The organism is Pseudoclavibacter sp. CFCC 13796 (assembly GCF_008831185.1).
Taxonomy (GTDB): Bacteria; Actinomycetota; Actinomycetes; order Actinomycetales; family Microbacteriaceae; genus Pseudoclavibacter_A.
Map to the genome: position 1 here is coordinate 336,184 of NZ_WBKD01000001.1, position 22,075 is coordinate 358,258.

The following is a 22,075-nucleotide window of genomic DNA, read 5'->3' on the forward strand; positions in this document are numbered from 1 at the left end:
TGTGCGATGCGGATGCTGTGGTCACGCGTCTGAACGCGTCACGCCCATCAGATGTCCAGGAAGCGCACGTCTTTCGCGTTGGTCTGGATGAAGGTGCGTCGGGAGTCGACGTCTTCACCCATCAGCACCGAGAACACCTCGTCGGCCTGGGCCGCGTCTTCGAGCTGCACCTGCAGCAGCGTGCGCGACTCAGGGTTCATGGTGGTCTCCCAGAGCTCTTCGTAGTTCATCTCGCCGAGGCCCTTGTACCGCTGAATGCCGGAATCCTTGGGCAGACGGTGACCCGCGCCCTTGCCCTCGGCGAGCAGCTCGTCGCGCTCTTCGTCGGAGTAGGCGAACTCGTGCTCGCGGTCGCTCCATTTGAGTCGATACAGCGGCGGCTGGGCGAGAAAGACGTGGCCCTGCTCGATCAGCGGCCGCATGTAGCGGAAGAAGAATGTGAGCAGCAGTGTCGCGATGTGCGCGCCGTCGACGTCGGCGTCGCTCATCAGCACGATCTTGTGGTAGCGCAGCTTGTCGTAGTTGAACTCCTCGCCGATGCCGGCGCCGAACGCCGTGATCATGGCCTGGATCTCGTTGTTCTGCAGTGCGCGATCGAGCCGGGCCTTCTCGACGTTCAGAATCTTGCCTCGCAGCGGCAGAATCGCCTGCGTCTCGGGGTTTCGGCCCTGCACGGCAGAGCCGCCGGCCGAGTCGCCCTCGACGAGAAAGATCTCGCAGATCTCGGCGTTCTTCGACGAGCAGTCTTTGAGCTTGCCGGGCATGCCGCCCGACTCGAGCACACTCTTGCGCCGGGTGGCCTCACGGGCCTTGCGAGCGGCGAGACGCGCCTGCGAGGCCTGCATGCCTTTGCGCACGATGTCTTTGGCCTGTTGGGGGTTGCGGTCGAACCAGTCGGCGAGCTGCTCGCCGGTGACCTTCTGCACGAACGCCTTGGCTTCGGTGTTGCCGAGCTTCGTCTTGGTCTGGCCTTCGAACTGGGGTTCGCCGAGCTTGATCGAGACGACGGCGGTGAGGCCCTCTCGCACATCGTCGCCAGAGAGATTCTCGTCTTTTTCTTTGAGAATGCCCTTCTCGCGCCCGTACTTGTTGATCAGCGTGGTGAGCGCCGCGCGGAAGCCCTCTTCGTGCGTGCCGCCCTCGTAGGTGTTGATCGTGTTGGCGTAGGTGTGCACGCTCTCGGTGTAGGCAGTCGTCCACTGCATGGCCACCTCGAGCGACAGGCGCTTCTCGGCGTCTTCGGCCTCGAAATCGATCACGGGCTCGTTGATGACCTCGGCCTTCTTGGTCGAGTTCAGAAACTCGACGTAGTCGACCAGGCCGCGCTCATAGTGGTACTTGACCTCGACGGGCTCTTCGCCGCGCAGATCGGTGAGGGTGATGGTCAGACCCTTGTTCAGAAAGGCCATCTGCTGAAAGCGCTGACGCAGCGTCTCGAAGTCGTAGACCACCGTCTCGAAGATCTCGGAGTCGGCCCAGAACGTCTGGGACGTGCCGGTCTCTGTGGTGGCCTCGCCCCGCTCGAGCGGGGCGACGGGCTGTCCGCCGTCGCGGAACGACTGGCGCCACACGTATCCGTCACGTCTGACGGCGGTCTCGACCCGGTGCGACAGCGCGTTGACGACCGAGATGCCGACACCGTGCAGACCGCCCGAGACGGCATAGCCGCCGCCGCCGAACTTGCCGCCTGCGTGCAGCACCGTCATGACGACCTCGACGGTCGACTTGTGCTCGGTGGGGTGCTCGGCGACCGGAATGCCGCGCCCGTTGTCGACCACGCGCACGCCGTTGTCGGGCAGCAGCGTCACCTCGATGTGCGTGGCGAACCCGGCGAGGGCCTCATCGACGCCGTTGTCGACGACTTCGTACACCAGATGGTGCAGCCCGCGCGGGCCGGTCGATCCGATGTACATTCCGGGGCGTTTGCGAACCGCCTCCAGGCCTTCGAGAACGGTGATGTCACTGGCATCGTAGGAATGCGGCTCTTGAGTCATCGCGACGTGGTGCTCCTGGTTCTGTGGTGTGACCGACTCTGACGCAGAATCGTCACAGCCCAACTCGCCCATTCTATCAAGAATCCGCCTCAACGGGCCGTACCGCACCCTCAGAGCGATTCACCGTGCCTCCGCGTACTCACCCACGCCAGAGAGACGGGTTCGCGTTGAGACGCCGCTGGCACGATTCACCCGTAGGTGTCGCGCGGCCCGCGCCCGTTCACCGAGCGGATGCCGCGCTTCCACGAGGGCGCATCCGGCCCGATGAAGCGCATGTCGGTGACCTCGACCTCGGGCAGCAGCTCGGCGATGCGGCCGATCAGCCGGCTCTTCATCAACCGCAGGCTCGCCGCCCACGAGGTCGATTCGCAGCGCACCTCGACCACGGTTCCGTTGAGCCTCGCGCTGGTGCGCTGCGCGACGTCCTCGCCCACGATCGTGTGCCATTCGCTCGCCAGCCGCGCCTTCTCGAGCGTCGGCTCCCAGCCGCGATCCTGGGCGAGGCGACCGAGCACCTGCCCGATGCCGCGAAAGTCGCGACCGGCGGCGAAGGGCTCGTCCGACCCGTCGCCGCGCAGATTCCGGCTGCCCGGTCGGGCGCCGCGGCGGGCGAAGACGCGTCGCATGCGCAGATAGACGAGGGATGCCTCATCGCGGATCTCGGCCACCGTCACCTCGCTCTGCACTCGGGCGCGCGTCGTCTGCACTCGGGGCCGCGGCATCCTGCGCTCCGACTTCGACGTTGCCGTAGACGACCCCGTCGCCGGTCAGCTCGCCGTGAGCGACGTGCACCGTTCTCGTCTCACGATCGCCGAAGCTCGGCACGTCGTCAAGCACCGCAGCGGTGATCAGCACCTGCTCGTAGCCTGCCGCCAGCTCGATGAGACGGCTGCGCCGAGCGCTGTCGAGCTCGGCGAACACGTCGTCGAGAATGAGCACAGGGTCGCCTGCTGGAGAGGCCTGGCGCAGCGCCTCGGCTCCGGCGAGCCGCAGTGCGAGAGCCAGCGACCAGCTCTCGCCGTGGCTCGCATACTCACGGGCGGGCAGGTCGTTGATCGACAGCAGCAGGTCGTCGCGATGCGGCCCGACCGTGGTGACGCCGCGGTCGAGGTCGATGTCGCGAGCGGCACGCAGGCGGTCGGCGAACGCGGAACGCACATGCTCGAGGTCGCCCGGGCGATCGGCCACCGTGTTCGTGACCAGCTGCGCGGTGGCTCTGGCGTCGGTGTCGGCGATCAGGTCGTAGAGGCGGTTGAGCGGTTCGGCCAGGCGCGCGACCAGGTCGGCGCGCTGCACGAGCAGTTGGGCCCCGAGGTCGACGAGCTGCTCGTCCCAGATGTCGAGGGTGTTGAGCCCTGCAGCCGCGGTGCGTGCCGACCGCGCCGATTTCAGCAGGGTGTTGCGCTGTCGCAGCACACGCTCATAGTCGCCGAGCGTCTCGGCGAAACGGGCTCGGGTTCCGATGCAGAGCTCGTCGAGAGCGCGACGCCGCACCTCGGGACCGCCCTTGACGAGGGCGAGATCTTCGGGCGCGAAGAGCACCGTCGAGAACTGCCCCTGCGCCTCGCCGACGCGTTTGGGGGCACGGTTGATGCGGATGCGATTGGGGCCGTCGAGATTCAGCTGCGCGTCGATCTGCAGCTGACGGCCTTCGTGCAGCACCGTCGCACGCACCACGGCCTGGCGCTGGCCGGCACGCACCATGGGCGCATTGCTCGAGACGCGATGCGAGCCGAACACCGAAAGATAGCGCACCGCCTCGACGAGATTGGTCTTGCCCTGGCCGTTTCGGCCGGCGAAGACCCAGATCTGCGGCCCCAGAGTGAGCTCGGCGCGCGTGTAGTTGCGAAAGTCGTGCACCTGGAGCGACTGCACGTACACAGCGGCTCGCTAGCGCAGCAGCAGGTTCGGCTGCAGCAGGTACTTGAACGCACCCGGCTGCTCGCCGTCTTTGCTGGTCTGGCCCGTGATCAGCACGGGGCCGGGCTTGTGCGGGTTGTCGGTCTTGGTGAAGGCCATCTTGGCGAACTCGCAGCGAGTGGAGTTCAGCCCGTCGATCAGAAACTGCGGCTTCATCGAGATGACGACCTCGTCACCGGTGAGAAACGCCTCGACACGCTCTCGAGCCTGCGCCTGGTCGTTGCCTGCTGCATCGAGCGTGACGCCGTCGAGGTTGAAGGTGAAGCGCAGCGGGCTCTCGCGATCGAGCACCAGCGAGACGCGGCGCACGGCCTCGATCAGCTCGGCGGTGTTGACCACGGCGTAGTTCTCGACGGTGTCGGGGAACAGTCGGCGAACGGGAGGGTAGTTGCCTTTGATCAGCAGCGACGTGACGGTGCGTCGGTTCGCGCTGAATGCGATGATCTCGCGATCGTCGTTCTTGATCAGAGCGACTTTGACGCTGCCCTGATGCGCGAAGGTCTTGGCGACCTCGTTCAGCGTGCGCGCAGGAACCAGAGCATTGCCCTCAGCCTGTCCGTCGTTGTTCCACTCGATGCCGCGCACGGCGACGCGGTAGCGGTCGGTGGCCAGGAACGTCAGTTCGCTCTCGTCGATCTCGATCTGCACGCCGGTGATGACCGGGGTGACGTCGTCGCGTGATGCGGCGACGGCCACCTGGGCGATCGCGTCGGCGAACTTCTCGGCGTCGACCGTGCCGACCCACTGATCGATCTGCGGCAGGCTCGGGTACTCCTCGAGCGGCATGGTGTAGAGCTCGAAGCGTGCTGCGCCGCTGACGACGAGCAGTTTTCCGTCTTCGAGCGAGAGGGTGACCTCGTCGCCGGGAAGCTTCGACGAGATGTCGGCGAGCAGGCGCCCGCTGACCAGGACGCTGCCCTCTGTCTCGATGTCTGCTGCCACAGCGGTCTGCGATGAGACCTCGTAGTCGAAGGTGGCCAGATGCAAATCGCCGCCCTGTGCTTCGAGAAGAATGCCACCGAGGATCGGCAGGGTTGTGCGCTGAGGCAGCAGTTTCACCGCGAAAGAGACGGCCTCTGCGAGCAGGTCACGATTGATCTGGAGTTTCACGGATGCCTCTCTGTCGGAACTGCTGTCTTGGCCAGCGCATACCGCTGCACCCGCGCGACGTCTCGTCACTGAGACGATCGACGGTTCGGCCTGGTGCGCGGCGTGTCGCCGATCGCAGGCACAGAGGTACTGGTATGCGCGTGAGCGCACCCACCATCTTCGCACAATTCTGCGGCGACACAATTCTGGTGTGTCAGTGTGCGGCTCGAGGTGTTCCTCTCCGCTCAGAACCGTTGAGACAGCGACTATGAGATCAGAGCATGCGTCTCTTATTGAGAATCAGCAAGTGAGCGCTGAAACAGACGTGCAGCAGAGCTGCTCTTCTGCAATGTGCTCGACCATCGCTGTGGTGACGATGATCGTCGCTCTTCATGAGTACATCTTTCCCAGGCTTGCCGAGTGGGGAAGAGAAGGTTCGTAGAGAGTTCGCTGTTGAAAGATGTAACTCTGCAAGGTTAACAACGCTTGTGGATTCCGTGCATGACCTGCTGTCGGCCAGAGAAAACCTGGGAACGACATCGATGTAGTTTGTGCACAGCTTGTGGAGAGCGCTGTGGAGAAAAGAGCGTGGTTCTGGTCAGAAGCGGCGTCTATGCACAAAAAACGTCGATTTCTCCCCAGTTTGGCCCAGTTATCCACAGATCTGTGGAGAGATATGTGGATAAAGTCGCGTATTTGGTGGTTTTCTTGGTTATCCACAGGGTGTGGACAAACCCGTGGATAGTTGCGGTCGCCCAAAACTACATCGGTGTAACTTGTGGAATTCACCTGTGGATTGTGGATAACTCGATCATCCGCCAGCAACCTGTCGTTCACCTTCGTGGCCGTGTCTACAGGGCGATTGAGAGACTCTCTGTGCCGGCGGAATGTGTCCCCCTGCGGCTCGAACTGTGCGCAGGGGGTGTGCAAGTGAGCAGGGGCGGGTGCATATGAGAGGCGCGGATCGGTGTTCTGGAGCGAGGGCGCACCGGAGGAGCTGTGCGTCCAGTGCGACGATGGCACCGGCACACTGTGGGTCGACGGCGGCCGCTTTCTCTGACGCCGGCGGGATGACCCCTCAGAAGGGGGCTGGCGAACCGCCAGCCGGGACAGCCCGCGGTCTAGCGGTGCGCCTGCTTCACAGCGGTCGAGATGTCGGTGACCTGGGTATAGATGTTGCGCTTCTCCTGCATCAGGCGCGAGATCTTGTTGTTGGCGTACATCACGGTCGTGTGATCGCGATTGCCGAAGATCTGCCCGATCTTGGGCAGCGAGAGGCTGGTGAGCTCACGGCAGATGTACATCGCGATCTGGCGAGCCAGCGCGATCTGCTGTGAGCGTGAGGTGCCTACGATGTCATTGACGCTCAATGAGAAATAGGTCGCCGTGGTCTGAATGATCGTGTCGGGGTCGACCAGGTTGTCGTCGGCCAGCGTGATCATGTCTTTCAGCGCCGTCTGCGCCAGGGGAAAGTCGATCGGCTTCTGCTCGATGCTCGCATAGGCGATCACTCGCAGCAGCGTGCCCTCGAGCTCGCGGATGTTCGAAGACACCTTGCTGGCGATCAGCTCCAGGATGTCTCCGGGCACTTCCATCTGTTCGCTCTCGGCCTTGCGGCGCAGAATCGCGATGCGCGTCTCGAGATCGGGTGCCTGCACATCGGTTGTGAGGCCCCACTCGAATCTCGAGGTCATGCGCTCCTGAAAGCCGGTCAGCTGTTTGGGCGGCAGATCGCTGGTGATCACCAACTGCTTGTTGTGATCGTGCAGATTGTTGAAGGTGTGGAAGAAGGCCTCCTGAGTGGAGTCCTTTCCCTGCAGAAACTGGATGTCGTCGATGAGCAGCACGTCGATGTCGCGGTAGCGAGACTGGAACTCGGCCGCCTCGTTGCGCTGAATCGAGTTGATGAAGTCGTTGGTGAACTCCTCAGAGCTCACATAGAGCACCCGGATGTCGGGAAACAGGCTGATCGCGTAGTGACCGATCGCGTGCAGCAGATGCGTCTTGCCCAGCCCCGACTCGCCGTAGATGAAGAGAGGGTTGTACGCCTTGGCCGGAGTCTCGGCGACAGCGAACGCCGCAGCGTGCGCGAAACGGTTCGAGGCGCCGATCACGAAGCTGTCGAAGGTGTACTTCGGGTTGAGCCGATTGCCGTTGCCGCCGGCCGTCGGCTTGGGGGCGGTCGCCTGCACGGTCGGCACACTCGGTCGAATCGGTGCCGGAGGCGGCGGCGCCGAGGGCTGTGCGGCGGATGCGGCACTTGCCTCCGTCTTGGAAGCGTCGGTCGTGAAACGGCCGGCGGCGCTCGGGGCCGTAGCTCCGAGCTGGGACGCGACTGACGCATCCGCAGTCGATGAGGGAGCCGGAGGATGCGGATCGATGTCGAGCGCGTGCAGACTCGGCTGCCTGGTCGAGGGCTTCTGCGGCGCCTGCTTGCTGACCATCTCGCGCAGCGACGAGTTGACGACCACGGCGAAGCTCGTGATGGCGGGACCGTCGGGCTGAACTGTGGTGAGCGCACGCATCACGGCGTTGCGCGCCCGGTGCTCGATCATCTCGCGGGCGAGCTCGTCGGGCACCTCGAGAAGAATGGTGTCGCCGATGGCGCCTTTGGGGTGGATCAGGCCGATGAAGCCAGAGAGCTGACCGGTGATGTCGGGGTCGGACTGCAGGGCGGCAGCCGTCTGCTGCCAGAAGCCCTCCGGGTCTGCTGTCGCATCGATCTGCGGCATGATGCACTCCCGGCCCTTTTTCACGATTCCACAAGGTTATGCACAGGATTACCCACATGTGTATAACTGTGGAAAGCCACTCGTATTGAGTCGCTCCGGATACGCTAGCGCGGTCAGATGCTCTTCGCAAATCTTACTGAGCGGATTTCGGCGTGTCAGAACCGGGTTTCGCCGGTTCTGTGTGCATGATTGTGGATTGTCATGTTTGTCGGCTTGACCTGTACGGGGTTGATCGGTAGGTTTAACCGCTAGTTGCCCGAGTATATCGGCATGCCCTTTTACCATCTTTCGGAGAGATCATGAGCAAGAGAACGTTTCAGCCCAACAACCGTCGTCGCGCCAAGAAGCACGGCTTCCGCGCTCGTATGAGCACCCGCGCCGGCCGCTCGATTCTGTCGGCACGTCGTCGCAAGGGGCGCACCGAGCTCGCTGCGTAACACGCATGCTCGACCGACCGCATCGACTGAGAACATCCGCTGATTTCTCCAGAGTGAGTCGTCGCGGTCGCCGTCGTGGCACCATGCATCTGTTGGTGCATCTGCTGGCCACCGATGACGACACGACCACGAGAATCGGGTTCGTCACCAGCCGGGCGGTCGGTAATGCCGTTCACCGCAACCTCGTCAAGCGCAGGCTGCGCGAGATCGCTCACGAACTCCTCGACACGATTCCCACGGGATGGCTGATCGTCGTTCGAGCGAAGCCCAACGCAGCGCGTGCCACCTATGCCGAGCTTCGTCGCGAGGTTCGCAGTGCCGTGCTCGGTCGTACCGAATCGAAGAGGGCATCATGACGGTCAGCCCTGTGCCCTGCTCCACTCTGCTGTGCGAGGTCGGGGTCTTCGTCTGGACTGCGCCGCGTCGTCTCGCCGTTCTGGTGCTGCGCGGCTACCGCCGTTTCATCTCTCCGCTCTACGGAGACGTCTGCCGCTACTATCCGACCTGCTCGGCCTATGCGCTCGAAGCCTATGCGCGCCGCGGGTTCGTGATCGGCACGGGACTCACTGTCTGGCGCCTGCTGCGCTGTCAGCCCTTCTCAGCCGGCGGCGTCGATCCGGTACCGCAGAGGCGGCATGAATCACAGCATGCGCATCACGACGACGGTCAGCACCGGCACCCGATGCAATGACCAGATCGTCGTGTCGAGACGTCGAGCGCTTGACACCCCAATGACCAGCTGACCGCTTCAGACGAAAGAAGAACACGTGGATCTCATCGGTAGCATCCTGTGGCCCATCAAATGGCTCATCGAGCTCGTGCTCGTGAGCTGGCACTGGGTCTGGGTCAACATCTTCGGCATGGGGGCATCTTCGGGCTGGGCATGGACGCTCTCGATCATCGGGCTGGTGCTCATCGTGCGCGCTGCGATGATTCCGCTCTTCGTCAAACAGATCAAGTCTTCGAGAGCGTCGATGGAGCTCGCACCGAAGGTGCGTGCGCTGCAGCAGAAGTACAAGGGCAAGAAAGACCAGCTCTCACGGCAGGCGATGGCTCAAGAGCAGATGGCGCTCTACAAAGACGCGGGCACGAACCCGATGGCCGGCTGCTTGCCCATGCTGGTGCAGATGCCGGTGTTCTTCGGCCTCTACACCGTGCTGCATGAGGCTGCACAGGGGCACAGCGGCATCGGTGTGCTGAACGGCGATCTCGCCAATGACTTTCAGCATGGATCGATCTTCGGGGCCCAGCTGTCAACCACACTGATGAACTCGATCAATGCTGATCCGATTCAGTGGCAGGTCGTACTGCTTGCCGTCGTGCTGGTGATCTTCATGGTCTCGTCGCAGCTCTACACGAGTATTCAGATCATGGGCAAGAACATCTCTGAAGAGACGAAGGCGTCTCCGATGTTCCGGCAGCAGAAGATGCTCATGTACGGCATGCCGTTCCTGATGATCTTCTCAGGCGTCGCTTTCCCCATCGGTCTGCTCATCTACTGGTTCACCTCGAACCTCTGGACCATGGTGCAGCAGGCCATCGTCATTCGCAGCATGCCCACGCCGGGCAGTGTCGCCTACTTCGCACGTCAGAGTCGCCTCGAGGCCAAGGGCAAGCTGACCGATCGCCAGCGCGAAGAGCTCGCGAAGCACGAGGGCCGTGGCCAGGGGCAGCGTCAGCAGCCGGTCGGCAAGAGCCGCGCGAAGAAGCAGGGCGGGCAGCTGACCGATCAGCAGCGTGACGGCGCGGCCGATGCGAAGTCGGCCGAGAGCGACCATTCGGGCACAGCTTCGGCATCCGCAGCCGGCTCGAAGCCGGGCAGCCCGCAGGGCGCTCAGTCGGGTGAGAACACGAGCCAACAGGGTGACCGAGGCCAGCAGAGTGCCGGCCAGGGCAAGGGCAAAGGCTCCAAGTCGAGCCGGAGCAAGAGAAAGGGCAAGCGATGAGCGACGAGCAGAGCAGCGAGACGCGCAGCGCACTCGAGATCGAGGGCGATATCGCGGCTGACTACATCGAGGAGTTTCTCGACATCGCCGATTTCGACGGTGACATCGACATCGAGGTGCGCAGTGGGCGGGCGTATATCGGGGTGAACTCGGACGATGAAGACTCGAACCTTTCGACGCTGGCATCGCCGCGCGTGGTGTCGGCTCTGCAGGAGCTGACGCGTCTTGCTGTGCAGCAGAAGACGGGTGAGTTCAGCCGCCTGGTGCTCGACGTGCAGGGCTCGCGTGAGCAGCGTGAGCACGAACTCGAAGAGCTCGTCCAGGATGCAGCTGAGCGGCTGCAGGCGGGTGACGATCGTGTGGCGCTGCCCGGCATGTCTTCGTACGAGCGAAAGCTTGTGCACGACTTCGCACGGGCAGAGGGCCTCGAGAGCGATTCAGAGGGCGAGGGCCGTCGTCGCCACGTCGTGCTGACACTCGGCGGCGATGAGGCGACCTCTGAGCACGAGTCAGACGGGCAGGGGTCGTCGGCAGACGAGGCATCGAACTGATGTCGAGCGATCAGCAGCAGATCGGCGAGCTCGAAGACGAGCCCGACGTCGTCGCAGAGCGCTTTCCCGCCGCACGTGTGCAGCTCGTACAGCTCGCCAACGATCTCTATGAGCAGGGCGAACGTCTCGGTCTGCTGGGGCCGCGCGAGTACGGTCGGCTGTGGAGTCGCCATCTGCTGAACTGCGCAGCGGTCGAAGAGCGCATTCCCGAGGGTGCCCGTGTCGCCGATGTCGGCAGCGGAGCGGGGCTGCCGGGCTTGGTGCTGGCGATCATCCGCCCGGACGCCGAGTTCACCCTGATCGATCCCATGGAGCGGCGCTGCACATGGCTCGAAGACGAGAGTGCGCGGCTGGGTCTCACGAACGTGCGGGTGATTCGCGCGCGTTCGCAGGAGGTCACCGACGAGGTCATGGTCGATGTGGTGACGGCTCGAGCGGTCAGCGCGCTGAAGACGCTGATCGGCTGGACGGCTCCGCTGCTGCGGCCCGGAGGTTCGCTGGTGCTGATGAAAGGCCGCTCGGCTGCGGCCGAGATCGAGGCCGCGAGCAAGCCGATTCGCAAGTTCGCACTGCAGGACGTGCATGTCGAACATCTCGGTACCGACTATCTGGGCGAGCCGACGACGGTGGTCTGCGCGACGCTGCCGACCGTCGAAGACGAATAGAGCGCGGTCGCATCGTGAGAGCGGTCACCAACCCGGATGGAGAATGTGATGAGTGACGAGAGCACGCAGCTCCCAGAGATCCCGGCTGACGTGGCGAAGGGTCTCGGGTCTCCGGTCGGCTCGCCAGACGGCGCCCGAGGTCTGGGCTGGCCTCGAGAGTACCCGGTCGGCGAGACTCCTGATCTCGAAGACGCAGGGGGCATGCCTGCGCCAGGCGTGCACGAAGAGTCGTGACCGCCGCCTGAGTGATGTTTCACGTGAAACGTCGCTCCGAGTGTGCGGCTTTCTCGATACGTCGTCGGTGAGGGCGTTTCACGTGAAACACCGACGTCGTGTGATTGTCGGCGCCGGGCACTAAACTGAACACGTCCAATGATGACCCGGTGGGCATCTGCATCGGGCATGATCTAGATCTCGAGCGAGGGTGAAACACGCGTGGAATTCGATGACTCGACACCGCTGGCCAAAGAGCTGGCCAGTCTGTCGAGACGCCGCAAGGCCGTGGCCGAACTCGACTTCAAAAAGCCCAGTCGTACGCGCGTCTTCAGCGTGACGAACCAGAAGGGCGGAGTCGGCAAGACGACGTCGACGGTCAATCTGGCTGCCGCTCTTGCGCTGAACGGCATGCGCGTGCTGGTGATCGACCTGGACCCTCAAGGCAACGCCTCAAGCGCGCTGGGCGTGAACATCCGTGAGGGTGGCGTGGGCATCTATGATGTGCTGATCGGTGATGCCCGGCTCAGCGAGGTGATCGTTCCCAGTGCAGAGAACGATCAGCTGTACTGTGCGCCGTCGAGTATCGACCTGGCCGGCGCTGAGATCGAACTGGTGTCACTGCCGTCGCGCGAGTATCGACTGTGGCAGGCCATCGACAGCCTGAGCCAAGACCGTGAGACGCACTTCGACTTCATCTTCATCGACTGCCCGCCCAGTCTCGGGCTGCTCACGGTGAATGCGTTCGTGGCGGCGCACGAAGTGCTCATTCCGATTCAATGCGAGTACTACGCGCTCGAAGGGCTGAGTCAGCTGCTGAAGAACATTCTGCTGATCAACGACCAGTTGAATCCGGATCTGTGCCTCAGTGCGATTCTGCTCACGATGTATGACGGTCGCACGCGGCTCTCTGAAGAGGTCGCCGACGAGGTGCGATCACACTTCACCGAAGAGACGCTGCAGGCGGTGATTCCACGTACCGTTCGCATCGCCGAGGCACCCAGCTATGGGCAGAGCGTCATCGCGTATGATCCGGGGTCAAAGGGAGCGATCTCATACATCGAAGCGGCTGCAGAGCTCAGCCAGCGAGAGGAGCATCATGGCCGGTAGAAAAGGTGGTCTCGGTCGCGGCATCAGCTCGCTGATCCCCACACACACGGAGCAGCGTCGTGGCGGTCGGCCTGAGACGTCTTCCGACGCCCGCAAGCGTCCCGTCGACGTCTTCTTCGACGGCGCACCCGCAGGAGGGCAGGCGCACTCCGACGTCGAGGCCGCAGAGGCTGCAGAACGCGGTTTCGAGGCGTCTCGTCGTGGCAGCAGTCGGCGTGAGCGCGCTGATGCGTCTGCTGCAGGCAGTTCTGACAGTGCGAATGCAGGCAAGAAGACTCGCCGACAGAAGTCAGCGAAGGCCGTGCCTGCATCCGGCTCTGCTGAGGTCGCTGAGAACGATGTGCGCATCGAAGTCGTCGAACAGGAGCGAAACACGGCCGCATCGGCGGTGCTGCGTGCCGCAGACGAGGCGGCTGCGGCAGAGGGTGTATCCGTCGACGCGGCGGAGCCGGCATCGGCAGAGACAGACCTTGCTGCGGTGCCCGGCCTCACCCTGGTCGAGGTTTCGCCTCACGATGTGGTGCCGAACCCGGTGCAGCCTCGCAAGGAGTTCGACGAAGAGGCGCTCGACGAGCTGGTACACTCCGTCCGCGAGTTCGGGGTGCTGCAGCCGATCGTGGTTCGCCATCGTGAAGAAGGCGGGTACGAACTCATCATGGGCGAGCGCCGACTGCGCGCTTCCAAGGCAGCCGGTCTCGAGGCGATTCCGGCCATCGTGCGCGAGACTGCCGACGAAGACATGCTGCGCGACGCTCTGCTCGAGAACCTGCATCGCTCGAATCTGAATCCACTCGAAGAGGCGAGCGCCTATCAGCAGCTGATGCAGGACTTCGGCATCACACAGGAGCAGCTTGCCCAGCGCATCGGGCGGTCACGCCCTCAGGTGAGCAACACCCTGCGCCTGCTGAAGCTGCCGACGGGCGTGCAGTCGAAGGTCGCTGCTGGAGTGCTCTCTGCAGGCCATGCCCGTGCGCTGCTGTCTCTGGCCGAGACTCATGACATCGACAAGGTGGCAGACAAGGTCATTCACGAGGGTTTGAGCGTGCGTGAGACCGAGCAGCTCGGTGAACGCACGCCACGACGTCAGGCCAAAGCCAAGGCACGTGCCGGCGGAATCCAGGATCAGCTGCACGAAGTCGCAGAGCGTCTCGAAGACCAGCTGGACACGCGTGTGCGCGTCTCGCTGTCGAAGAAGAAAGGGCAGATCGTCATCGACTTCGCGACGGTGGGAGATCTGAACCGCATCGTGGGAGCGCTCGGTGTGAAGGGCTTCGGCGAGCACTGATCGAGAGATGACGGCCGCGTCTCGCGAGATGTTTCACGTGAAACATCTCGCGACGGCCGGCTCGCCGGCTCAGGCGTGTGCGCGCGAGATGGCAGCGCGGGCGATGTCGAGATAGACCTCGCCCTCAGTGCGGCCCGCACCACGAATCGCGAGCGGTGCCAGCGAGGTCTCGGTCGCCCCAGGCGTGACGTTGGCATCGATGAACCAGGGCGTTCCCGCTGCGTCGACGATCAGGTCGATGCGGCTGAAATCGGCGAGTCCGAGTGCGGTGTGCACGGCGACGGCGTCGGCGGCCACGCGATCGGCGACCTCTTCGGTGAGACGGGCGGGCACGTAGAAATCGGTGTCGCCGGCGGTGTAGCGCGCCTCGTAGGTGTATCGACCCTTCACCGGGCTGATCTCGACGATGGGCAGGGCCTCTGGGCCGTCACCTGTGTCGATGATGCTGACGGCGACCTCGGTGCCGCTGACATGGCGTTCGACGAGCAGACCGTCTGAGTAGCTGTACGCGTCGACCAGTGCGCGGGGCAGTTCGTCGGCGTGCTCGACGACTGAGACGCCCTGTGCCGACCCGCCCTTGACCGGCTTCAGCACCAGGGGATACCCGAAGCGGTCGGCCACGGCCGAGAGCACGCTGTGCGCGTCGAGCTCGCTGAACGTCTCACGTGGGAATACGGCGCACTCCGGGGTCTGCACACCGGCACGGCGGGCGATCTCTTTTGCGGTGGGTTTGTCCCACGCCAGGCGTGCTGCTGCCGGACCGCTGCCGACATAGGGAATTCCGGTCAGCCGAAGCACGTCACGCAGTGCTCCATCCTCGCCGCTTGCGCCGTGCAGCACTGACCAGATCACGTCGGGTGCCGCCGCGGTGATCTCATCGAGCAGGCGAGCGTTCGGCTCGAGCACGCGGGTCTGTGCACCGGCACGTCGAATGGCCTCGGCCACCCGGTTGCCGCCGCGCACTGAGACCTCGCGCTCATGGGAGATTCCGCCGGCGAGCACCAGAACATTCAGTGCGTCGGCCTCGCTCTCACTGACGTCACTCGCGGTGGCGTTCTCGCTGCTGACGTTCTCTGCGGTCATCGGTCTGCCTCTCTCAGTCTCATCACGATCGCATCGTGGGATGCGATGGTCGGTCCGTGCTCTCGGCTCGCGTCCGGCTGGGGTGTCCTGCACTCAGACGGTGTCTGGCGGGGGAGTGCTCACTCCGTGCTGCGCGTCGGTGCGAGGGCGTGACGTGCCGAAGGTGGCGAGCAGATCCTGCTCACGGTGCACCACACGGCTGAGTCGTTCGATGCCGGTGCGAATCTCTGCCGGTGTCGGGTAGCAGAACGACAGCCGGATTTTGTCCTGGCCGGTGCCGTCGGCATAGAAGGCCGTGCCCGGGGTGTAGGCGACGAGCTCGTGCACGGCCAGCGGCAGCATCTCTTTGGAGTCGAAGCCTTCGGGCAGCGACAGCCAGATGTAGAAGCCGCCGTTGGGATGCGTCTTGTCAAGGGTCGGCAGGAACTCGTCCAGGGCCGAGATCATCGCATCGCGCCGGTCGCGGTACAGGCCGCGGAAGGTGTCGATCTGCCCGCGCCAGTCGTTGTGCTCGAGGTACTCGGAGACCATGACCTGGCCGAAGGTTGTCGGCGACAGCACGGCGGATTCGTTGGCGAGCACGAGTTTCTCGCGCACCGCATGCGGCGCGAGCACATATCCCAGGCGAAAGCCCGGGGCGAAGATCTTCGAGAACGACCCCAGATACACGACGCCGTCGCTGTCGAGCGAGCGGATGGCCTCGGGTGGCACACGATCGAACCAGAGGAGCCCATAGGGGTTGTCTTCGAGTACGAGGATGCCGTGCTGATGGCAGATGTCGAGCACCTCGCGTCGACGCTCCATCGTCAGCGTCACACCCGCAGGGTTGTGGAAGTTGGGGATCGTGTAGAGGAACTTGATGCGCCTGCCGGCCGATTCCAGCCGCGCGATCGTCTCGCGCAGTGCCTGAGGCTGCAGGCCGTCGTCGTCGATCGGCACGTGCACGGTCTCGGCCTGATACGAGCGGAAGATGCCGAGCGAGCCGACATAGCTCGGGCCTTCGGCGATGACGACGTCGCCGGGGTCGAGGAAGATGCGCGACATGAGGTCGACCGCATGCTGCGAGCCGGTGGTCACGACCACGTCGTCGGGGTGAGCGTGGATGCCCTCCAGACTCATGATGTCGCAGATCTGCTCGCGAAAGTGCGGAATGCCCTGCCCCGAGCCGTACTGCAGAGCCTCGCCGCGACGCGTGGTGGTCGCGATGCGAGCGGCGTCGCCGAGGTACTCCTGCGGCAGCGCCGAGACGAAGGGCATGCCACCAGCCAGCGACACCACCTCAGGGCGTGAGGCGACGGCGAACAGGGCGCGGACTTCGGAGGCACTGAGCCCGGAGGCTCGCTCTGCATACTGATCGAGCCAAGGGTCGAGACGGATTGAGCTCTGCGACGAGTTCGTGGACGGAATTGCATTATCGGACACCGTTGTACCTCCAGATTGCACCAGCATATCCTCCCCATGTGTCGCGCATGTCACAGAGCGCCCGCATGGCGAGCGTGTCGCTTGTTCCGAAGGCGGGGTGACGACACAGAGCTCCCCGCCGCGTGAGTCTCTGAGAGCGGAGACCTGCGCGGCGGGGAGCAGGGAGAGGTGTCAGCGGGATGCGCTCAGGCCACGTGCCCGGCGAGATCCTTCTCGAGCTGTGCCTTGGGGCGTGCGCCGATGACCTCGGTGGCGACCTCGCCCTTCGAGAACAGCTTGAGCGCGGGAATCGACGTGATGCGGTACTGGCCGGCGAGGTTCGGGTTCTCGTCGACGTTCAGTTTGGCGATCACGACCTTGCCCTCGTGGTCGTTCGCGTACTCCTCGAGCACCGGCGCCATGGCACGGCACGGGCCGCACCATTCTGCCCAGAAGTCGACGAGCACAGGTACGTCGGCGTCGAGCACCTGCTGCTTGAAGTTGGATTCGTTCACATTGATGACGGTCATGTCAGCTCCTTTTGAGTTCAGTGGTGGTCTGAGGCCTCGGGTCAGACTGCTGCGGTTTCGGCGGATGCCATGGGCACCCCGGCCTCATCGGCCTCATCGGCCTGGTCGTCCAGGTCGGCGAGGTAGTGCTCGCAGTCGATTGCCGCGACACAGCCCGAGCCGGCGGCGGTGATCGCCTGGCGGTAGGTGGCGTCGAGCACGTCGCCGGCCGCGAAGACGCCGGGCACGCTTGTGCGCGAGCTGCGCCCTTCGACGGCGATGGTTCCCTCGGTGGTCAGGTCGACCTGGTCGGCGAAGAGATCGGTGCGCGGGTCGTTGCCGATCGCGATGAAGAGCCCTTCGATGTCGAGCGTGCTGCGTTCGCCGGTCACGGTGTTCTGCAGCTCGACCGAGCGCAGCTCATCCTCGCCTTCGATCGCGACGACCTGGGAGTTCCAGATCGGCTCGATCTTCTCGTTGGCCAGAGCGCGCTGCTGCATGATCTTCGATGCGCGCAGCTCGTCGCGCCGGTGAATCAGGTAGACCTTCGAGGCGAAACGGGTGAGGAACGTGGCCTCTTCGAGCGCCGAGTCGCCACCGCCGACGACGGCGATGACCTTGTCGCGAAAGAAGAAGCCGTCGCAGGTCGCGCACCACGAGACGCCGTGCCCGGAGAGACGGTCTTCGTTCGGCAGATCGAGTCGGCGGTAGGCCGAACCGGTCGAGATGATGACAGAACGGGCCTCGTAGGTGTCGCCGAGGCTCGTGGTGAGCACCTTCGTGTCACCGAGCAGCTTGACGTCGGTCACGTCGTCGTAGACGACTTCGGTGCCGAAGCGCTCGGCCTGCTGCTGCATCTGGGTCATGAGGTCGGGGCCCTGCACGCCGTCGGGAAAGCCCGGGAAGTTCTCGACCGCAGTGGTCTTCATGAGCTCGCCGCCGGTCTCGACCGAACTGGCGATCACCACAGGGTTCAGACCGGCACGGGCGGTGTAGATGGCTGCGGTCCAGCCGGCGGGGCCGGAACCGATGATGACGACGTCATGCACGCTCATGTGGAATGTCTCCTGTGCTCTCGTGATGTGACCGCGGCCGCACGCTGAGCGTCGGCTGCGGGGCCTGAATCGCAGGCCGACCTCCAGCCTACGGCTGTGTCGATCGGCGCTCGACCCACATCTCAGATCAACCCCGGGTCGGGGGCGCCTATTCCCGCCGTGAGGTCACCCGCGGCTGCGAAGGCGACCCAAGACCTTGCCGACCGGGCGCAGCAGCGTGCCCAGCTCATCCACACGAAGCAGACGCAGTATGACGATGTACACGACGCCCATGACGACTGCGAGCAGCACGCAGCTCACGACCGCCGTGACCTTTGAGGCGAGGGCGAAGCCACCGGGGGTGAACGCGCCGAGCATCACCATCAGACCGAGGCCGACCGCCGCCGAGACCACGGCGCCGAGCAGCAGCCGTACGTGCACGCGCACGATATGGCGGCCGTCGATGCCGCCGAGACGACGGCGCAGCAGCCAGAAGAGCACCATGGTGTCGAAGGCGATGGCGCAGCCGGCGATCAGGGCCTCGAAGAACACCACCGAGTGCGGGTCTCCTCGGGTGATCAGCCAGTAGCAGGGCAGCACCAAGACCATGCGCACCAGGGCGACGAAGAACGGAGTTCTGGTGTCGTCAAGGGCGTAGAAGGCGCGGATGGCGAAGAGGTCGGCGCTCACCACGATCAAGAAGGGCATCAGCACGAGCAGCACGCGGGCGAAGGCCTGGTTCTGGGCGAAGTCGCCGGTGGTGAAGATGCGGGCCATCGGCATGACGGCGACGGTCATGGCGGCGGCGGCGAACACTGTGAGCACCCCGGTGTGGCGCAGGCTGGCCGAGAGATCGCGGGTGAAGGCGACGTGATCGTGCGACGCCGCGTGCTCGCTGAACCTTGTGAAGTAGACGGTGGCGATCGACACGGCGATGATGCCGTGCGGCACCAACTGCAGCAGGCTGGCCGTCTCGAAGCTGGTGAGGCCCATGAGCGTGGTGTCGCCGGGGGTGCGATACGGCTCGGTCGAGTTGGCCACGACGGTCTTCACGAAGGAGTGCACCCAGTCGAGTGCGACCATGCCCAGAATCCACACGGCGGCCACGAACGTGGGCTTGAGCCCGGTGTGACGCCACTGAAAGTCGGGCCGAAAGCTCAGGCCGGCCCTGCGCCACCAGGCGAACATGATCGCGGCCTGCAACGCGACGCCGAGCGTCGCCGAGAGGCCCAGCGTCGAGATCATGCCGGGCGTCCAGTCGCTGACCGGGGTGTTGCCCTGGGGATCGGCGCTGAAGAGCCAGATGAAGACGAGGAAGCCGGCGATCGAGACGACGTTGTTCAGCACTGGAGCCCAGGTGTAGGGGCCGAAGACCCGACGGGCGTTGTAGATGCCGCTGAGCAGCGCATAGAGGCCGTAGAAGAAGACCTGGGGCATGCACCAGTATGTGAACGCGGTGGCGAGGGCGAGGTTGTCTCCCGACCAGCCCCCGGTGAACGCCTTGGTGATCATGGGCGAGAGCAGTGTGAGCAGCAGCGTGACCACGAGCAGCGTCGAGAGCACCAGCGTCATGATCTTGTTGATATAGCCGCGGCCGCCGTCCGCACCGCGGGTCGCCTGCACGATCTGAGGCACGAGCACGGCGGTGAGCACACCGCCTGCGGTGAGCTGGTACAGCAGCGACGGAATCTGATTGCCCGTCATGAAGGCGTTGGACGCCGTGGTGCTGACGCCGAGCGCCGCCACGATGAGGAACGTGCGCACGAAGCCGAGCAGTCGTGAGACGGCGGTGCCGAGGGCGAGCACGAGCGAGCTGCGCCCCACAGAGGCGGGTTTGGCGGTCATCGGGTCGGGGTCTCCGTCGTGTGGTCGGGATGCTGAGCGGTCGGCTCGCCGTCGGCCGACAGGCGATGTCGGCGCCGGATCAGGCTGCGCACGAGCCCGAAGCCGAAGAGCAGGGTGACGGCGGCGCCGGCGATGCCGAGACCGATGCCCTCCCACTGCGCCTGGACGTCCATCGGCCGCGACACCGTCTCGCCGATCGGGTCGCCGCGATCGTTGGTGATCCCGATGTTCAGCACGACGCTGCCGTTGGCGATCGCCCGCACCGGAACCTGTGCGGTGGCGGCGCTGTGCGGATCGATGGTGAGGCTCACGGGAGACTTCGTCGTGATGCGGCCGGTGCTGGGAGAGATGTGCACCTGGACGGTCACCGGCTGTCCGGTGTCGTTGCGCACGGCCACGGGAATCTGCGAGCTGCCCGAGACCAGGGTCAGGTTGGTCGTCGAGGTGATCGCGACGGCATCGAGCTGCGCGGCGCTCTCGGCAGCCTGTGCGGTGACCGCCTGGCGCCAGGCGTCGTTGCGGCTCCAGCCCGCGCCGCACAGCGAGGCGGTCTGCTGCAGGAACGTGCTGTGCACGCTCTGGGGATCGGCCGAGATGGAGGCGAGACGGTCGACCGACGAGGCAGCCTGGGCCAGCTCGCCCAGCGGGCTGAGGTCGTCCTGCTCGGCGGTCTGCGACGAGGTGTCGAGGTCGGTCTGCGGGGCGTCGTGCCCGTCGCTCTGATCGCCGGTGTCGCCGCCGTTCTGTGCGTCGTGGTGCGGGGTGATCTGAACCCCCGGCTGGAACCGTACGCCGGAGCCTGCGACCGACCTGAGTGCGTCGCCGGCCTGTTTGGCCTGCTGGCTCCAGCCGCGCGGCAGCACGGTGGTGACCGTCGAGAAATCCTGTGTGGCCAGCCCGAGCGTCGTCGCCATCGCTGTGATGCGGTCGAGGTCGCGTTGCTGTTGGGCGCCGTCACTCTCGAGACTGTCGTGCAGCGCATCGATGAGGTTGTGGTTGGCCCCGATCACCGGTGTGCCCTGCAGTCGGCGCAGGTTCACATCGGCCGAGGTGTCCTGGAGTCGATCGGTGCTGATGATGAGTGGCCGCTGGCCGCTGACCACGCTGAGTCCTGAGCCGGAGAGGTCGCCAGGCGCCTGTGCGAGCACGAGCGGCTGGTCGGTGCTGCCTGCCACACCGCCGCCGAGCAGGTCGTCGCCGATCTGAGACACTCCTGCCGCAGAGAGCGCCTGCACGTCGGCATCGCCCCAGATGAGCGGCATGATGCCGGGGAAGGCATCGAGCCGCTGCTTCCACGCCAGGGCATCCGCCGGCGCACTCGTGCCCAGCGTCGCGATGCTGGCGAGGATCTTGGGGTCGACGGCCAGCTGTACGTTCAGCGAGTCGAGCGCGTCGATCTGCGTGGTGAGCTCGCCGTCGGCGTCTGTGAGCTGGGCCAGCTGTTCGGCCGTGTAGAAACGACCGGCCGCCGCGGGCGCGTTGATCGGGACGATGACGTTGAGCGGCCGCACATCGCTCTGCGCGACGTTCCAGGCGAGCGTGCTCTGCTGCCAGACGCTGTCACTGCTGTTCGAGGTGAGACGCACCGCGTAGCCGAGCACTCCCTTGTCGTCGGCGAACTGCCAGGTGGGCAGTCGATCGGCGTCGCCGTCGAAGATCACGGTCGCACTGGCGCCGGGCTCGATGGTCTGCATGGGCCGACCCCCGACTTTCGTCGCACGGTTGCTCGGCCCGGTGGCGCTCGCGGTGTCATACCAGTCGCGCACCTGCGTGGTGGTGGTCATTAGGCGGTTGCCCAGATAGAACTCGACCATCGCAGACACCAACGGCTCGTCGCCGTTGTTCGTCACCGTCGCCGTAATGCTCAAGGGGCTGTGCTCATCGAGCGCACGTGGGGGATGGTCGATGCTCAGCTGCACGTCGCTGGCTGAGACCCGAGTGGGCTGGGCCGCGGCTTTGTCACGGCCGGCAGGTGTGACGGCGGATGCCGTGGTGACGCCTGCTGAAGTGCTCGCTGCCGGTGAGGTGGCTGTGGCATGCGCTGTCGGAGCCGTGGTGGCGAAGAGCAGGGCGCCTGACAGCAGGACGCCGCCGATCGCCCTCCACCGCCGGGCAGGTGCTGCCGTCGGCACGGGCCGAGGGAGCGCAGAGGACTGGCCAGCCGAGCGGCCGTGACGTTCTGCGTGCATGAGTACCCTTCGAATTGTGCGTGTCTACTCTACCGGCGCGAGCTCCGGGCCGATTCCGTGCAGGCTGTGGGA

General features: G+C 64.8%; 20 protein-coding genes. 9 read left to right on the top strand and 11 right to left on the bottom strand.

Annotation, left to right across the window (positions count from 1 at the left end; translation table 11 throughout):
* Positions 1-47: 47 nt before the first annotated feature.
* The 5 genes from gyrB to dnaA form a co-directional block, all read right to left on the bottom strand.
* Positions 48-1,994 carry a DNA topoisomerase (ATP-hydrolyzing) subunit B gene (gene gyrB, locus F8O07_RS01590; RefSeq protein ID WP_225733122.1) on the bottom strand — a complete coding sequence of 649 codons (1,947 nt, stop codon included), beginning with the start codon at positions 1,992-1,994 and terminating at the stop codon, positions 48-50.
* Positions 1,995-2,182: 188 nt separating this feature from the next.
* Positions 2,183-2,662, bottom strand: coding sequence for a DUF721 domain-containing protein (locus tag F8O07_RS01595; RefSeq protein ID WP_192496584.1), 480 nt, complete (start codon positions 2,660-2,662; stop codon positions 2,183-2,185).
* Positions 2,643-3,875 (bottom strand): DNA replication/repair protein RecF, encoded by a 1,233-nt coding sequence (gene recF, locus F8O07_RS01600; RefSeq protein WP_158030425.1) that lies wholly within the window; start codon positions 3,873-3,875, stop codon positions 2,643-2,645. The genes F8O07_RS01595 and recF overlap by 20 nt, the downstream gene beginning before the upstream one ends.
* Positions 3,876-3,884: 9 nt before the next feature.
* The gene (dnaN, locus tag F8O07_RS01605; RefSeq protein ID WP_158030426.1) at positions 3,885-5,024 is read right to left on the bottom strand and encodes a DNA polymerase III subunit beta; all 1,140 of its coding nucleotides are present in this window, start codon (positions 5,022-5,024) and stop codon (positions 3,885-3,887) included.
* 1,100 nt (positions 5,025-6,124) lie between these two features.
* Positions 6,125-7,735, bottom strand: coding sequence for a chromosomal replication initiator protein DnaA (gene dnaA / locus F8O07_RS01610; protein ID WP_158030427.1), 1,611 nt, complete (start codon positions 7,733-7,735; stop codon positions 6,125-6,127).
* 299 nt (positions 7,736-8,034) lie between these two features.
* Here dnaA and rpmH point away from each other — a divergent pair, with 299 nt between their 5' ends.
* From rpmH to F8O07_RS01655, 9 genes are all read left to right on the top strand, one after another.
* Positions 8,035-8,172 carry a 50S ribosomal protein L34 gene (gene rpmH, locus F8O07_RS01615; RefSeq protein WP_158030428.1) on the top strand — a complete coding sequence of 46 codons (138 nt, stop codon included), beginning with the start codon at positions 8,035-8,037 and terminating at the stop codon, positions 8,170-8,172.
* A 5-nt stretch (positions 8,173-8,177) separates the two neighbouring features.
* A complete protein-coding gene (gene rnpA / locus F8O07_RS01620) occupies positions 8,178-8,528 on the top strand; it encodes a ribonuclease P protein component (RefSeq protein ID WP_158030429.1) in 351 nt (116 codons plus the stop codon).
* Positions 8,525-8,863: a membrane protein insertion efficiency factor YidD gene (gene yidD, locus F8O07_RS01625; RefSeq protein WP_158030430.1), complete on the top strand. Its 339-nt coding sequence runs from the start codon at positions 8,525-8,527 to the stop codon at positions 8,861-8,863. The genes rnpA and yidD overlap by 4 nt, the downstream gene beginning before the upstream one ends.
* A gap of 76 nt (positions 8,864-8,939) precedes the next feature.
* Positions 8,940-10,118: a membrane protein insertase YidC gene (gene yidC, locus F8O07_RS01630; protein ID WP_158030431.1), complete on the top strand. Its 1,179-nt coding sequence runs from the start codon at positions 8,940-8,942 to the stop codon at positions 10,116-10,118.
* Positions 10,115-10,669 carry a protein jag gene (locus F8O07_RS01635; RefSeq protein WP_158030432.1) on the top strand — a complete coding sequence of 185 codons (555 nt, stop codon included), beginning with the start codon at positions 10,115-10,117 and terminating at the stop codon, positions 10,667-10,669. The genes yidC and F8O07_RS01635 overlap by 4 nt, the downstream gene beginning before the upstream one ends.
* The gene (gene rsmG, locus F8O07_RS01640) at positions 10,669-11,334 is read left to right on the top strand and encodes a 16S rRNA (guanine(527)-N(7))-methyltransferase RsmG (RefSeq protein WP_158030433.1); all 666 of its coding nucleotides are present in this window, start codon (positions 10,669-10,671) and stop codon (positions 11,332-11,334) included. Before F8O07_RS01635 ends, rsmG begins: the two co-directional genes overlap by 1 nt.
* Positions 11,335-11,382: 48 nt before the next feature.
* The gene (locus F8O07_RS01645; RefSeq protein ID WP_158030434.1) at positions 11,383-11,568 is read left to right on the top strand and encodes a hypothetical protein; all 186 of its coding nucleotides are present in this window, start codon (positions 11,383-11,385) and stop codon (positions 11,566-11,568) included.
* 201 nt (positions 11,569-11,769) lie between these two features.
* Positions 11,770-12,657: a ParA family protein gene (locus tag F8O07_RS01650; protein WP_225733123.1), complete on the top strand. Its 888-nt coding sequence runs from the start codon at positions 11,770-11,772 to the stop codon at positions 12,655-12,657.
* Positions 12,658-13,003: 346 nt separating this feature from the next.
* Positions 13,004-13,942 (top strand): ParB/RepB/Spo0J family partition protein, encoded by a 939-nt coding sequence (locus F8O07_RS01655; RefSeq protein WP_412973609.1) that lies wholly within the window; start codon positions 13,004-13,006, stop codon positions 13,940-13,942.
* Between the two features lie 69 nt (positions 13,943-14,011).
* On the opposite strand, the gene F8O07_RS01660 is transcribed toward F8O07_RS01655, so the two are convergent.
* From F8O07_RS01660 to F8O07_RS01685, 6 genes are all read right to left on the bottom strand, one after another.
* On the bottom strand, positions 14,012-15,025 hold the full coding sequence (locus tag F8O07_RS01660) for a D-alanine--D-alanine ligase (RefSeq protein WP_158030437.1): 1,014 nt from the start codon (positions 15,023-15,025) through the stop codon (positions 14,012-14,014).
* A gap of 93 nt (positions 15,026-15,118) precedes the next feature.
* A complete protein-coding gene (locus tag F8O07_RS01665; RefSeq protein WP_158030438.1) occupies positions 15,119-16,474 on the bottom strand; it encodes a PLP-dependent aminotransferase family protein in 1,356 nt (451 codons plus the stop codon).
* Between the two features lie 158 nt (positions 16,475-16,632).
* Positions 16,633-16,956, bottom strand: a complete 324-nt coding sequence (trxA, locus tag F8O07_RS01670; protein ID WP_158030439.1) for a thioredoxin — start codon at positions 16,954-16,956, stop codon at positions 16,633-16,635.
* A gap of 41 nt (positions 16,957-16,997) precedes the next feature.
* Positions 16,998-17,984 (bottom strand): thioredoxin-disulfide reductase, encoded by a 987-nt coding sequence (gene trxB / locus F8O07_RS01675; RefSeq protein WP_158031731.1) that lies wholly within the window; start codon positions 17,982-17,984, stop codon positions 16,998-17,000.
* Between the two features lie 171 nt (positions 17,985-18,155).
* Positions 18,156-19,814 carry a murein biosynthesis integral membrane protein MurJ gene (murJ, locus tag F8O07_RS01680; protein ID WP_158030440.1) on the bottom strand — a complete coding sequence of 553 codons (1,659 nt, stop codon included), beginning with the start codon at positions 19,812-19,814 and terminating at the stop codon, positions 18,156-18,158.
* Positions 19,811-22,003 (bottom strand): DUF6049 family protein, encoded by a 2,193-nt coding sequence (locus F8O07_RS01685; protein ID WP_158030441.1) that lies wholly within the window; start codon positions 22,001-22,003, stop codon positions 19,811-19,813. The genes murJ and F8O07_RS01685 overlap by 4 nt, the downstream gene beginning before the upstream one ends.
* Positions 22,004-22,075 lie beyond the last annotated feature (72 nt).